We start from the raw sequence: 13,898 nt of genomic DNA, 5'->3' as shown, positions 1-13,898 counted from the left end.
TCTCAATTGCAAGGGATTCTTCAAGGTCACCGTCCGGTAAATCCACCGAATCTGCCTCCCCTTGAGCTTGTGCGGACGGCCATAAAGCCGCTTGGCTTTAAGTGCTTCCCAGCCCCCTGCCCGGTAGGCGGCCAGCCAGTTGTAGATGCATGCCCGGGAGAAACCCAAGGCCTTGATAACTACTTCTGGACTCTCCCCGCTCTGAACCCGCTGAACAGCCCGAACCCGTATGGCTTCCAAAGTCTTATGATCCAATGTCCTGGCATCTTGTCTCTTCATGCCAGAAATATAACACAATTAACATAAAATGTCCACTTACTTATGAACTAACTAGTATGTAGATTCTTCGCTGGGACCTGGGGTAGTGATCAGGAGGGAGGGAATTCAGGGAACCGCGATGCTCAGAATGACAAATGCAGCGTTTAGCCAGAAAAACATAGTGTACACGGTTTCTTATCGAGATGTGAAATATCCTCGCTTAGAATTTAAAACAGGGAAGCTTCTCCTAGTTCTCCCATTTGGCCATGAGCATAATTCGCTCTTGAAAAAGCACAGGACCTGGATACTCAGAAAAATTGAATTTATCGAAGGCTGCTTAAAAAACTCAGCAAACAAAGAGATAAGCGATAGAACTGATAACGAACTCAAAGACCTCGTTTATTCTTTTGCTACAAAATATTCCAAAAGATTAGGGATAAAACTCAATCATATTTATTTTAGAAAGATGAAAAGCAAATGGGCAAGCTGTAGCTCTAAAGGGAACCTGACCATCAACATGCTGATGCGGTATTTACCGGAGCACCTGGTGGAGTATATAGTATTCCACGAAACTGCCCATGTGATAGAGAAAAGGCACAACCAAGAATTCTGGGCATTAGTATCAAAGGTGTTTAATAACTATCAGGAACTGGAAAAAGATTTGTTCGCCTATTGGTTTCGGGTAGCTGATAGACAAAAATAAGAATCTTTTACTTTCTTTTTGGACTGCTATTGAGCCGATACTATGGCATTTCGCCACATCCTGGCCATAGACTTATAACCTAACCCATTAGGATGCAGGTTGTCTGCAAACTCCTCTGGGTGTTCCCTGAAGTAGTTGTAAAAGTTAGGCGCTTTCACAATTATATTGTTAGCCAACCTCAATTCGTCTATTACTTGATTGTACTCTCTAATTAGAACATTTTGGGGTGCTATATCCGGATCAGTAAACGGTTCGCAATTACTGCAAGGTCCAAAAGCATAAGGCACTTTGGCCAGGTACGGTATCTTTCCCGACTCGACTATGCTTGTAATAATTTGCTGCATATTATCCTTAAAACTGCCCGCATACCCGGGGCTGCCCGGATTAAGCCCCTTACCGCTTGGAACGGGTGGTGAAGCCAAGGCGTCGTTGGTGCCAAATAGTATCAGAAAGTACTGCGTCCTGGGAAGTTCAGATAGCACGCTGGACAGTCGGTTTAAGCCGTCTATCGATTTATTGCCGCTAACACCCTTGTTCAATACCGTATGGTCATAGCCAAAAGTGTTTGTAAGCCGGTTGTTCAAGATCGGCTCGTATCCACCGCCACAGTTCCTGCCGTCTTTGGAGCAGTTGTCATTGGTAATATCATCCTTAGACCCCCTGGTGATACTATCGCCGAAACCGATATACGAGACCGGGGTATATTCGATACGTAGAATAGGACGTTTAGACGGGGCTTCGCTGCTTTTAAAAAATAAGCTACCCCCGCCGAAACCTAAAACCCTGACCCCAAAGTTCGTCTCTACCCCACTAACCCAATCCTGTACCAGATCGGTTATATCCCAAGAGTAATAACGACGCGTTTTTGTCACGGCGATACTATCTTCAAAAGATGAAGCCCGACTTGGCCTGGCATTCCAGGTCGTGGATTCACTCCACGATCCCAGGTTTGCAAAAACTCCCACATTATTATCCGGTTTAAAGAACTTACTTTTCTTACTGAAAAGTCTGAGCTCCCCTTTAAGAATCTGAGCACTGCTGGGAATACTGGACAAATTGAATTGTAAGAGAGTCTCTCTGGCGGTATCGGTCTCTGCTTTTGTTCTCAGTACTTTCATCCCTCCAAAACTGGTGGCAGGTTGTGCTTTGCTCACAAATGTGTCTTTCGTTGGGATAAGGTTGGCCACATCGGCCAATCCCAGAGACTGGTATAAAACGAAATCGGCTAATAAAATGAAAAAAGCTAAGGCAAACGTTTTAAAAATATTGGGGACTTGCTCAGTGGATAACGGTCGCCTTATGTCCAATTCAGGTTATCCTTGACCGGATTTTGGTTAATACTTAAGTTCTATTCTCTCAAATTTAATACATACTTTTCACTAGATAATTACGTTAATCAATACTACCAAAGTATGAATCTTCATCTCATACTATAGCATTAAGATTGCTTTAAATTTCTTAGTGATTATATAGAGATAGTAAGAATGATATAACTAACGGTCGGAAAATAGATATAGAAGGATTATTCGTGCGGACGAGTCTCAGAATTTATCACCACGACCCGCCCCCGCCGCCGCCAAACCCTCCCCCGCTCGAGCCGCCGCTAAAACCGCTCCCGCCGGCGCCTCCGGAGCGGCTTGGTGTCGAGGCAAAGGTGCTGTTCATCACGCTAAGGCTCCTTCCCAGGTCATCCACGAATATACGCGGCGAGAACGAATTTCCGTATCTCGGAGAATCGTACCAAGAGGGAGGCTTTGCATACATATCCTGAAAAGCCTCGGCCCATCTGTCTCCCAAGCCGAACACCAAGGCGTAGGGAAGCACCCTGTCAAAGAGAGTGGGGTCGTCTTTGGCCAGCCTTTCGATACGGTCCTTTTCCGCCCTCTCGATAAACTCTCTAAAGCCCAAGATGTTCTCTCTGGCCAGAGAGCCTTTTTTTGTTTTCCTGGGCATATACCTGGAGAATATCAGGATAAAAATCCCGGAGAGGACAAACGAAAGCTTCATCCCCCAATGCGGTAGAAAAAGGAAGGACACCACTATTAATGCTATCCCCGACCACTTAAACACGTTTCTAACTTTCTCCGGGTGAGAAGGAAAGTAACCCCCGCTTACGAGCTGTTTATAGAGGGATTCCTTTATGGATGGAAGATGGGTATAAAATTTGTTCTTCAGGCTGGAAATGAGTATCTCATCCTTCGAGCCAAACATGCCGGTGAAAACCTCAAGCTCATGGGGTTTAAGCTCGTTGCCAAGGGGCTCCTTGATTTTAATAAGCCGATAGTCCCTGTCCGAGAAGAAAAAGAGTTTTGTGCTTTCCACTTCCCGGATCTTTATGTAGCCCCTTACCGCCAGGTCTATCACGGTCGAGGTTATGTCGATGATATCCGCCCGCTCATCCACCAGCGCCCCGGCCTCGGCGGGAGTTAAATCCTTGGGCGGCTCGTACTGCACTGCCACTACTCCCCTACCCTCCGGGTCTCGCCCCTTGGTGTGCCAGAAGTAGATCACGAAAAAGAACGTAAGGAAGGGAAGAGAAAAAAACCAGTTATCGGCGATAAACCAGGAGGCTTTTTTGAGCGACGAAGGTTCCTTCAAAATCCCCTTGGGCAGCCCGAGTACGATTGTGAGCCCCTCGCCGGGGTTGAAACTATCAGAAGCAAAAAACTCGACCCCGCTTGGAGTAATGGTGAACCGGCAATCCTGCTCTTTTGAACCGAAATAGCCGGTATAACAGGTTGCTTTAATCCCTTCCGGAATCTCTTTCTCAAAATACACCTTTGCGCTTACTTTTTTTATGGGTATCTTCCATTCGTTCCCGGTAACATTCCAGTAAAGCTCGTCATGGTCCTCAAAAAAATTTAGGGCTCCATCCACGAAGTATTCTATCCTGTATCCATGCACCCCGGTTATCTCCCTATCCGGGTCACCTATTTTGACAATTACATACCGTCCCTCACGGCGGACGCTATATTTATAGGGTTTATCCTTGAAATCGGTAACCCTTCGTACGTCCATTCGCAAGTTATAATTCCTGATACCCACCTCGTATTTGTAGGGTATTTCCCGGAATATCCCATGCCTAAGCTCATAACCGAAATCATATTCTATGTCCTCCTGGACGCTTATGGATGAATTCTTATTTATTAAAATCTCAGTACGGAAATCCCTTATCTCTTCGGCATGAATTGTCAGTGGGAATAAGCAAATCAGAAGAGAAAAAGCAAATGCAGTTATTATTAATTTCATAGAGAATCCGCAGAAATAGACGCCATAAATGGCGTCTCTCTACAACATTTTTATCCAAGGTCTAATCTTCGTGCCTTTGTGTCTTCGTTGTTCATAAATTTACCCAAACTTTACCTGAGGGGTCTTCCTCTCCTCGGTCGAGTCGAGCTCAAAATATTCCTTCTTGGCAAACCCGAACATATTCGCCACTACGTTGCTTGGCACCGACTCGATCTTGGTATTGAGGTCTCTAACGACGGCGTTATAGTAGCGGCGGGATAGCTGGATCTGCTCCTCAATGTTGGAGAGTTCCTTCTGAAGCTCGACGAAATTCTGGTTGGCCTTGAGGTCCGGATAACTCTCGGCCAGGGCAAAGAGGCTTTTAAGAGTGGATTGCAATATATTTTCCGCCTGGGCTTTGTCCCCCGGTGAAGAGGCCTGCATGGCCACATTTCTTGCCTGAACCACCTTCTCGAAGGTGTCTTTCTCGTGCGACGCATAACCCTTAACCGTCTCCACCAGGTTAGGAACCAGGTCATATCTTCTTTTGAGCTGAACGTCGATATCCGACCAGGACTGTTCGGACATATTTCTTAGCTTTATGAGGGAATTGTATATCCCTACAAACACGGCTATTAGTAGGCCGATAACGACTACAAATATCAGAAATCCCATCTTCATAACTCCCTGATATTTTTTAGAAATTACCGATTTAATCATATATGCATATGGACAAATAAGTCAATAGAGAAAGCCAGGTTTAATTCGCCCTTAAATTTGCCGGAACGCTACCGGTAGCAATGAGTACATCAGATTCTTAGACAAGGTTCAGCACCCGATACATGCTCCTCCTGAGCCTTGGCCACTATCCTAAACTTGCATATTGACCATTCTCTAAGAATATGTAATCATTTAATTTTATTGTCATCAGAAAATGAGATTCAGTTTAAGCTGGCTTAAAGAATACGTCGAAATTAATTGCTCCCCAGAAGAGTTAGCCGAAAGCTTAACTATGTCCGGGCTGGAAGTAGAGTCCTTGGAATACATGGGAAAAGGGCTTGAGGGCATTATAGTAGCCCAGATAGTGGACATAAGGCCACATCCCAATGCGTCAAAACTGGTTCTCTGTGACGTAACCGACGGTACCAAGCATTACAACATTGTTTGCGGGGCAAAAAACATGAAAACCGGGGACAAGGTAGCCCTCGCCCCTTCGGGTACCAAGCTTCCTCCCAGTGTTAAGTTTCCAGACGGCATACTGATCCAGTCAGCAAAGATTAGGGGAGAACAATCTGAGGGCATGCTCTGTGCCGAGAACGAATTGGGAATAGGAGAAGAGGGAGACGGAATAATGATTCTCCCCGACTCCTCGAATATTGGGAACAGATTGATAGATGAGTTAGGTCTTGACGATGTAGTCTTTGAGGTCGGGGTTACGCCGAACCGCCCGGACTGCCTTAGTGTATTGGGAATAGCCCGGGAGGTAGCAACCATCCTGGGGGGCGGGATCATATATCCGGATTACATAGTTAGGGAGGAAGGAGAGGACATCGTAAGATTAGCCCAGGTGGAAGTGTATGACCGAGAAGGCTGCCCCAGATATTCCTGCCGAATAGTCAAGGACGTTAAAATTGGCCCTGCCCCCGACTGGCTAAAAAAGCGCCTGGAGGCATCGGGCATCAGGTCCATCAACAACGTAGTGGATATTACCAATTACGTACTACTCGAATTGGGACAGCCCCTTCATGCTTTTGACTATGACTTAATCGAGGGAAGGAAAATCGTGGTGAGACCGGCCAAAGATGGAGAGGTTATACAAACCCTCGACGGCGTGGAGAGACATCTGACCAGCGAAGATTTACTCATATGTGATGCGCAGAAACCGGTGGCAATCGCCGGGGTGATGGGTGGAGGTAATACCGAGGTTTCAGAGAGCACTAGGAGCATCCTCCTTGAGAGTGCTTTTTTTAATCCGGTCAGGGTTAGAAGAACCTCCAAGAGGACCGGCCTCCGTTCGGAGTCCTCATACCGGTTTGAAAGGGGAGTCGACCCTAACGGAGTCGTAAAGGCCCTGGACAGGGCTACCGAGCTTATAAGAGGGCTGGCTGGTGGGGAGGTGTCAAAAGGAAGAATAGATATCTATCCGAACCCGATCGAGCCCAGAGAAGTAAAACTCTCTTTAAAAAGGGTTGACTCTATTCTAGGTACTCACATCGAAGCGGACAAAATTAAGAAGATAACCGAAGGGCTGGGGATCGAGACGCTTGCCGTTAAAGACAGCGATATGTTTCTCCGGATCCCAACCTTCAGGACAGACCTTACCCGGGAGATAGACCTCATAGAAGAACTGGCCAGGCATTACGGATATAATCGTATTCCGGCAACCCTTCCGGTCATTCCTATGATGACGGCCGGTTTACAAAGACAAAAATTTCTTGAGAACAGAGTAAAGGAGATTCTCATATCCTCCGGTTTTCTCGAGGTAATTAACTACAGCTTTGAAGACCCGTCTTTACTCGGTTTATTCAACGGAACAGCACCGCTACGTATACTCAACCCGCTCAGCAACGAAGGCTCGGTCATGAGGACAAATCTATTGACCGGAATAATAAAAAACGTGATTCTTAACCTGAACCGCCAGGCCCAGGACATCAGGTTATTCGAAACAGGGAAGGTGTACATCCCACGAGAATACGGGCTTCCAAAAGAAATCACCACGATAGCCGCGGCGGCGACCGGAAGACGACAGCCGGAGCTATGGGACAAGGAAGAATTTGATTTCTTCGATTTAAAGGGGATATTGGAAAGGATATTCGAGGCTTTCTCTATTTCAGACAAGATAAGGTTGATGGATTCAGCCTCCTCAACCGGAATAAATTTCCTACATCCGGGCAAATCGGCAAGGATTTTGGTCGAAGACGAAGAGGCGGGATACCTGGGAGAGATTCATCCCGACTACCGAGAAAAACTGGAAATCTCCAAAAGGATTTATCTCTTCGAGCTCGACCTGGAAAAACTGTATGCGGCAAGCGACGATGCCAAAAAGCAATTTACCCATTTACCCAAATTCCCTTCCGTTAGAAGGGATATCGCTTTGGTCGTGGATGAAGATATACCGGTCGGGAGGATTTTGGTTGAACTTCGGAAAGTAGAATCCGATTTGATCGAGGAGGTAAACGTTTTCGACGTGTTCAAGGGCGGTACCGTAGATAAGGGGAAAAAGAGCGTGGCCATATCTATGATTCTCCGCTCGGCTGACCGGACCTTAACCGACGAGGAAGTTGAAGACGTCCAAATAAAAGGTTTGAATAGGCTTCAATCGGTATTTGGAGCTCAATTACGTAAGAGCTAAAAAAGGGGGGAAAGAGATGACAAAAAAAGAGCTTGCGGATGTAATCCATACCAGGATCGGGCTATCAAAGAGAGAATCCGCAGAGATCGTAGAATTCTTCTTTGAGATTGCCAAGGAAAAACTCACCAACGGGGAGGGTATAAAGATACCCCGCTTCGGCACTTTCCGTGTTCAAAGAAGGAAGTCGAGGAAGGGAAGAAACCCGGCTACCGGAATGACCATAGAAATATCAGAGAGAAAAGCGGTAGTATTCAAACCGAGCAGATTCCTCCGCGATGCCATTAATAAAGAACCGCTTCATGAATGAAAGGATTTACTGGTTCACTTAGGCGCAGTTTACTCGCCGGACTTCTCGTCACCGTTCCCTTCGGGCTCACGCTATACATATTGTTTATATTGGGTAAATGGATAATCGAATTGGTAAGTGCGGCCCCGGCTAAGGTTTTGATCGGCCCTCTTTCCGAGCTTCCTCCACCCTTATTTCAAGCCGTCACTTTCGCCATAGGAATTATCGGAACAATACTCATAGTTCTCGTAGTAGGCGCAGTAACCAGAAATTTTGTGGGGCGAAAGCTACTCGATATTGGAGAAGGACTTATCTCCAAAATTCCTTTTGCTAGGACCATATACAAAGCCACAAAGCAGATAATCGAGGCGGTTTTCGGCGACGGGCTAAAGGGGATTAAGCGCGTGGTAATGTTCGAATATCCAAGAAAAGGGATATTCTCGATAGGATTTGTTACCGGCGTTTCAAAGTACACGGAGTCCGGGAAAAGGCTATTAGGTATATTTCTTCCTACCGCCTTCAACCCGACAGGGGGTTTTTACCTACTAATTCCTGAGGATGAGGTTAAAGAGCTTCCCATAAGCGTTGAAGACGCGTTCAGAATAATAGTATCGGGAGGACTCTCCTCTGAGCAGCTTGAGGATTTTAGGACAAGTAAGGAAAACGATAAAAAAATTTAACATGCTCACTCCCGGTGATACGGTCGTAGTGGGGGTCTCGGGCGGAGCAGATTCATTGGCTCTGCTATACGCACTCAGGGAGCTTAAAGAATACAGATTAAAGCTGATTGTTTCCCACCTGAACCATGGCATTAGACCTAAAGAAGGCAAAAGGGATGCACTATTCGTAGAGGGAATAGCAAAGAAGCTCGACCTCCCCTTCGAAACTCGGGAAGTAAGCACCCCTGAATTCAAGAAAAGGTCGAAGCTCTCCCTGGAAGAGGCCGCCAGGACATTGAGATATGAATTCTTAAGAGAGGTCTTGGCAAAGCACGACGCCCAAAAAATAGCCACAGCCCACACGCTTGATGACCAAGCTGAAACCGTACTCATGCGCTTTATCAAGGGGAGCGGCCCCTTAGGGCTTTCGGGCATACCGCCGGTGTCTCAAGGCCAGATAATCAGGCCGTTAATCGAAGTACCCCGGTCGGAAGTGGAAAGATACCTGCAGGGGAAAAAGGTGAAGTGGGTCGATGATTCCTCAAATAGGGAGAAAATCTTCCTCAGAAACAGGATAAGACATGATTTGATCCCGGTACTCCAGAAATACAATCCCCGGATAAAAGAGACACTGGCCAAGACGGCTAATATCTTCAGGACCGAGGAGGACTTCATAAGAAGTAGGGCGGGAAACTGGCTTGAGTATGTGTTCCAGCACCGGGATGAAGACGAGCTTCTTGGGACACTCTCCCGCTACAAGGCCATTCCCGAAGCGCTAAGGCCGACCTTTCTGAGGATAGCGATAGAGCAAATAAAAGGTAGCTTAAGACAGGTCTCTTTTACACACGTAGCCTCGGCTGACGAACTCCTCTTCTCCGAATCGTCGTCGGGTGAAATTGTACTCCCCGGTGGAATCGTGGTGGCAAAAGGATATGACTCATTCTTAATTACCCGAAAATCCAGGCTCGAACCCGAATTCTCATACCGGATAGCTTCCCCGGGAAAGTGGAGCTTCCCTAATGCCGAGCTTGAAATCGACATCGTGGAAGCAGAATCTTGGGGTGAAGACCCGTATATTCAGTTCTTCGACAGAGACTCGGTTGAATTTCCTATAGAGATAAGAAACTTCCATCCGGGGGACAGGTTTGTCCCACTGGGCATGAAAACAAGAAAAAAGATAAAGGACCTTTTTATCGACGAAAAGATACCCAGGTTCCTGAGAAGCAGGATTCCCATATTTCTCAGCAAGGGACAAATTATGTGGGTCGGGGGGTTGAGGATGGACGAGAGATTCAAGGTGAGGAAGAAGAAGGCGGTAAGAATCAGCCTGATCAAGCCAAGATGGAAATAAGGTGGCGGGGAGGCGGGCGAAGAATTAAAAGTTGAATTTAGTCTCTAACACTTACAATAACAGTTCTTAGAGTGAAAACACATAATTGTTCATCACCAACATGACAAATTTCACCGTTAGCCCTTTGAGCATCGCTAACTATCGAAGGGTGAACTCCACTTGCTTCAAATCATCCTTCGATTGACCCTTCGATAAACTCAGGGCAGTATTCAGGATGAGCGGATTATCATCCGCTGGTAAAAAGGAATAAAAAAACCCATTCATCCTGAGCGGAGTAGAAGGATGAACACCTTAAAAACAAATACTACAATTGATCTTCAAAACATTCCTCGGGGCAGGACGAGCAATTAGCTAAACACACGACTCTTAACCATTAACCCTCAACCCACCAAGGGTGGCAGGACTTCCAGTCGTGGATTTCCTTCCTTTATAAATTCGACCATTACCAGCTCCGCTTTCTCCCGAGGACCGGGATAAACAAACTGTATCCGGCCGGGCTCCAGTCTTCTTCTTTTGGCCTCTGTGACCAGCTCGGCAAACCGCGCCGCTGGGTAGATGCACGCCCCGCACCGGAGCGACTTGAGCAGGTATCTCATCACCTCGAGGACATCACCCATATTGCAAAGAACCTCATGCCGGGCGACAGTCCTATGCGAGCCAGCCTTTATAAAGCCGGTTCTCGTTTCAATATAGGGGGGGTTGGTTATAACGTAATCAAAGCAATTTGGTGGGAAAAGAGAGCCGATGCTTCTTATATCGCCCTCTACGATTTCTATTTTTTCTTCAAAGCCGTTTAACCGTATGTTCCTCCTCGAAACCTCTACCAGCTCTTTTTGTATTTCGACGCCGACGATTCTATTGCCTAATCCCCTTTTGGCCAGTATCAGGGTTATGATTCCACAACCGGTTCCCAGGTCTATTATTTCATCGTTTTTCCTTATTCCGGCAAAATCCGCGAGGAGTAGAGAATCCTGCGAATACCGGTAGTAGCCCTTCTTCTGTATGACCTTAAGGCCGTATGGGCCGTCCAACGTTTCGTCTTCTCTTAGTTCTGCTTCTAGCTCCATATAGCCCTGTATATGGTTCTCTGCTTAATTGTCCATTATTTTACATACTTTCCGGTTAATATAACAAATGGGGATGACGCCTCTCCAGCTCGTATGTGCATTTCGATTTCGATTCCGATTCAGACCCTTATTAAAATAAGTTGAAATAAAATTGAGAGTATAATAAAATAGGAATAATAAAAGAACGTTATGGCAAGAGATTATTGCTTTTTTGAGCGTGTAATTAGATTAACCACGAGGATGGTCTTTTGAAAATGAGCTCATTTCGGGCGGAGGCGTTCCAAACACATAAAACCCTTGTTCCTGAGTTTATTCAGGCCTGGTCAAATTACCTTTCCTTATGTTCCCTCCCTAAAGCTCAATATCAATGATTAAAAAATTAACAGCAGTATAAAGCCGCGAAAAAAGATGGAGGCTCTATAAAAGCAAGTTGCGGCAAATGTACTACCGAGGGACTGGTCAAGCGGAGTGATTAGGAGCCAAACGCCGACGAATTAATGGCTCTTAAGCCTATTATGTTGCTGTCGGCAGAGACGCACTTAAGGAGATGCCATGGCCGACCGGGGTGGGTTGTCAATTGATGAAGACCTCCGGATTCTCATATTCAAGGGCAGCGCAACAGATGTTGAACTTATTGGACGGGAGCTGCAAAAATTAAGCGTAAGGTTCTCCACAAAGATAGCGGATACTAAAGAAGCCTTCCTCAAGAACCTAGAAGAATTCAAACCCGGTCTCATCCTCTCGGATTATTCGCCTCCGTATGTAGAGGGTATGTCAGTATTATCAATAGCTAAAGTAAATTGCCCAGATACGCCATTTATTTTCGTTGCCGAGTCGCTGGCGGAGGAGACGGCTATCGACACCTTAAGAAACGGCGCCACCGATTATGTGCCCAAGGATAAACTGTCCCGGCTGGCCCCGGCGGTGGCCCGGGCATTAGGCGAGGCCAAGGAGAAAAAAAGGAGCAAGGAACTCCAGGAAAGACTCGATTCTGAGCGAGAAAGGCTTTCGGTTATTTTGAGGGGTATCAGCGACGGAGTCGTTCTGATAGATAGTAATAAACGGATAGTGCTGACAAACCCTGCCGGAGAGGAATACCTGAAGCTATTGGCCAACGTGGGGTTAGGAGATGTCATCCTAGACCTGGCCGGACAACCTATCGAGAGTATCCTGGAATCGCCTTCTGACGGCCAGTCATATCACGAATTAATATTGGAGAAGCCAAACCAGCGGGTATTCGAAATATCGGCCCGAAGCATAAAATCAGAATTCGGAGCTGACGGTGCAGTAATACTGATTAGGGATGTTACCGTGGAAAGGATAAAGAGACAGCGCATAGAGAGGAAGGAGCGTCTGTCGGCAGTAGCACAGCTCGCCGCCGGTATCGCCCATAATTTTAACAACACCTTAACTGTCATAATCGGCTTCTCCGAGCTTTTGCAAAGGGACCCTTCCCTCAACGATAAGGCCCGGAGCCACCTGGAGTACATCATACAGCAGGGGCATCGTGCCAGCCAATTCGTCCGTCAAATCCTGGACTTCACCCGTCAATCCGTGTCCGAATGGCAGCCTCTTGACCTTTCACTTCTTCTGAGAGAGGTCTCAAAACAATGGACCCGGACCCTGCCCGGACACATAAGGGTCATATACGATTCCTCTCCCGGTAAATATTGGGTCTTAGGCGATGCCTCTAAGATGCACCAGGTTTTGAATAACCTGGTGCAGAACGCCGTCGATGCTATGCCTCTGGGGGGTGAGCTACGAGTCGAGCTTGGCCGTTTGTTCCTTAGGCCGGAAATGACCAAGCCGTTTCCGGAGATGCAACCGGGCCAGTGGGTCGTTCTTTCGCTATCAGACACCGGCACGGGCATTGCGCCTGAGCATATAACCCGTATTTTCGAGCCTTTTTTCTCCACCAAGGAAGTAGGCAAGGGAGCCGGACTGGGCCTGGCGCAGGTTCACGGAATAATCCGGCAGCACGAGGGGGTTATCGATGTTATCAGCAGTGTGGGAAAAGGAACGACATTCCGCATATACCTTCCGGCTATGGAGGCAAAAGATATAGATCAATTAAAATCGCCGGTGTATGGCGCAGATAAGCTAATCAGGGGTGATGGAGAGAAAATACTACTGGTGGAGGATGAAAAAATGGTCCTGGAGACCACCAAAACCATGCTCGAAGACCTAGGGTATCAGGTTTTAACAGCTATAGACGGGCGCCGGGCATTAAAACTCTATGAGCTAGCCAGGGACGAAATCGCTTTGGTCATCACCGATATGATCATGCCGGAAATGGACGGCGCCGCATTGTTTATCGCACTTAAGGAGATAAACCCGAACATCCGGGTGCTGGTATCGACCGGTTATCCCCAGGGGGAAAAGACCAGTGCGCTTTTAGCCATGGGGGTTTTAGACTGTGTAGAAAAGCCTACCGATTTCGTAGAGCTATCCCGGGTGATCGGCCGAGCTCTTGGGAAGATATAACACGTTAAGGTTTGTTTAATTAGTTTGATCAAGCTGTCTTGCAATAAATATCCTAGATGATTTAAAGTAATTCAACGAGAAATTAAGCGTTTAGTTTATACTTTGCGAACGATAACTAAATCGTTTCACAAATCGAAATCCCCTCTAATAAGGGCTTCTTTCTTAGCTCGGGAACAACCTTTAATCTGTCTTTCGGCCCGGATCGCTTGTTCATAGGTCGGAAAGCATTCTGCAAAGACTAATTCGACCGGAAGGCGTTTTGAGGTATACTCGCCAAATGTGCCGTCCTTATGTTGAGCAATTCCTTGCTCAAGGTTCTGTGACTTGCCCGTGTAATAACTTCCGTCAGAACATCTGAGTATGCGAACCCAAGCCTTTTCCATTTCTTTCCCTTCATACCGAGCGGAGTCGAGGTATGAGTGATTTTCTCCATGCTCACGCTTCACCGTTCGTCAAGACCACCACAGGGCAGGTTTCCCACACAAGGGTCAAGGGATAATTGTTTTTATG

Annotated in this window: 12 protein-coding genes; 6 read left to right on the top strand and 6 right to left on the bottom strand. The window is 46.8% G+C overall.

Annotated features, from left to right (window positions below; translation table 11 throughout):
- Window positions 1-279: helix-turn-helix domain-containing protein (locus VNN20_12620; protein HWP93029.1), on the bottom strand; the 279-nt coding region annotated here is incomplete at its 3' end.
- Window positions 280-406: 127 nt separating this feature from the next.
- Between VNN20_12620 and VNN20_12615 the strand changes: the two genes are divergently transcribed.
- Window positions 407-961 carry a M48 family metallopeptidase gene (locus VNN20_12615; GenBank protein HWP93028.1) on the top strand — a complete coding sequence of 185 codons (555 nt, stop codon included), beginning with the start codon at window positions 407-409 and terminating at the stop codon, window positions 959-961.
- A gap of 26 nt (window positions 962-987) precedes the next feature.
- Here the strand turns inward: VNN20_12615 and VNN20_12610 are convergent, their stop codons facing one another.
- The 3 genes from VNN20_12610 to VNN20_12600 form a co-directional block, all read right to left on the bottom strand.
- Window positions 988-2,268 carry a DNRLRE domain-containing protein gene (locus tag VNN20_12610; GenBank protein HWP93027.1) on the bottom strand — a complete coding sequence of 427 codons (1,281 nt, stop codon included), beginning with the start codon at window positions 2,266-2,268 and terminating at the stop codon, window positions 988-990.
- 244 nt (window positions 2,269-2,512) lie between these two features.
- Window positions 2,513-4,210, bottom strand: coding sequence for a DUF2207 domain-containing protein (locus VNN20_12605; protein ID HWP93026.1), 1,698 nt, complete (start codon window positions 4,208-4,210; stop codon window positions 2,513-2,515).
- Window positions 4,211-4,309: 99 nt separating this feature from the next.
- Window positions 4,310-4,864: a LemA family protein gene (locus VNN20_12600; protein HWP93025.1), complete on the bottom strand. Its 555-nt coding sequence runs from the start codon at window positions 4,862-4,864 to the stop codon at window positions 4,310-4,312.
- 259 nt (window positions 4,865-5,123) lie between these two features.
- Here VNN20_12600 and pheT point away from each other — a divergent pair, with 259 nt between their 5' ends.
- The 4 genes from pheT to tilS are packed head-to-tail and all read left to right on the top strand — an operon-like array spanning window position 5,124 to window position 9,837.
- A complete protein-coding gene (pheT, locus tag VNN20_12595) occupies window positions 5,124-7,541 on the top strand; it encodes a phenylalanine--tRNA ligase subunit beta (GenBank protein HWP93024.1) in 2,418 nt (805 codons plus the stop codon).
- A 16-nt stretch (window positions 7,542-7,557) separates the two neighbouring features.
- Window positions 7,558-7,848 carry an integration host factor subunit alpha gene (locus VNN20_12590; protein HWP93023.1) on the top strand — a complete coding sequence of 97 codons (291 nt, stop codon included), beginning with the start codon at window positions 7,558-7,560 and terminating at the stop codon, window positions 7,846-7,848.
- Window positions 7,845-8,507 carry a DUF502 domain-containing protein gene (locus tag VNN20_12585; protein HWP93022.1) on the top strand — a complete coding sequence of 221 codons (663 nt, stop codon included), beginning with the start codon at window positions 7,845-7,847 and terminating at the stop codon, window positions 8,505-8,507. The genes VNN20_12590 and VNN20_12585 overlap by 4 nt, the downstream gene beginning before the upstream one ends.
- Before the next feature lies 1 nt (window position 8,508).
- Complete coding sequence (gene tilS, locus VNN20_12580) at window positions 8,509-9,837, top strand: tRNA lysidine(34) synthetase TilS (protein HWP93021.1); 1,329 nt, start codon at window positions 8,509-8,511, stop codon at window positions 9,835-9,837.
- Window positions 9,838-10,217: 380 nt separating this feature from the next.
- On the opposite strand, the gene VNN20_12575 is transcribed toward tilS, so the two are convergent.
- Window positions 10,218-10,904, bottom strand: coding sequence for a methyltransferase domain-containing protein (locus VNN20_12575; GenBank protein HWP93020.1), 687 nt, complete (start codon window positions 10,902-10,904; stop codon window positions 10,218-10,220).
- A 552-nt stretch (window positions 10,905-11,456) separates the two neighbouring features.
- Here VNN20_12575 and VNN20_12570 point away from each other — a divergent pair.
- Window positions 11,457-13,388, top strand: coding sequence for a response regulator (locus tag VNN20_12570; GenBank protein HWP93019.1), 1,932 nt, complete (start codon window positions 11,457-11,459; stop codon window positions 13,386-13,388).
- Between the two features lie 125 nt (window positions 13,389-13,513).
- Here the strand turns inward: VNN20_12570 and VNN20_12565 are convergent, their stop codons facing one another.
- Window positions 13,514-13,771, bottom strand: a complete 258-nt coding sequence (locus VNN20_12565; protein ID HWP93018.1) for a GIY-YIG nuclease family protein — start codon at window positions 13,769-13,771, stop codon at window positions 13,514-13,516.
- Window positions 13,772-13,898: the final 127 nt, after the last annotated feature.

This window comes from Thermodesulfobacteriota bacterium (assembly GCA_035559815.1).
Classification (GTDB): domain Bacteria; phylum Desulfobacterota_D; class UBA1144; order Nemesobacterales; family CSP1-2; genus DATMAT01.
The sequence above is the reverse complement of the archived record's forward strand: the minus strand, read 5'-3'. Positions and strand labels throughout refer to the sequence as shown.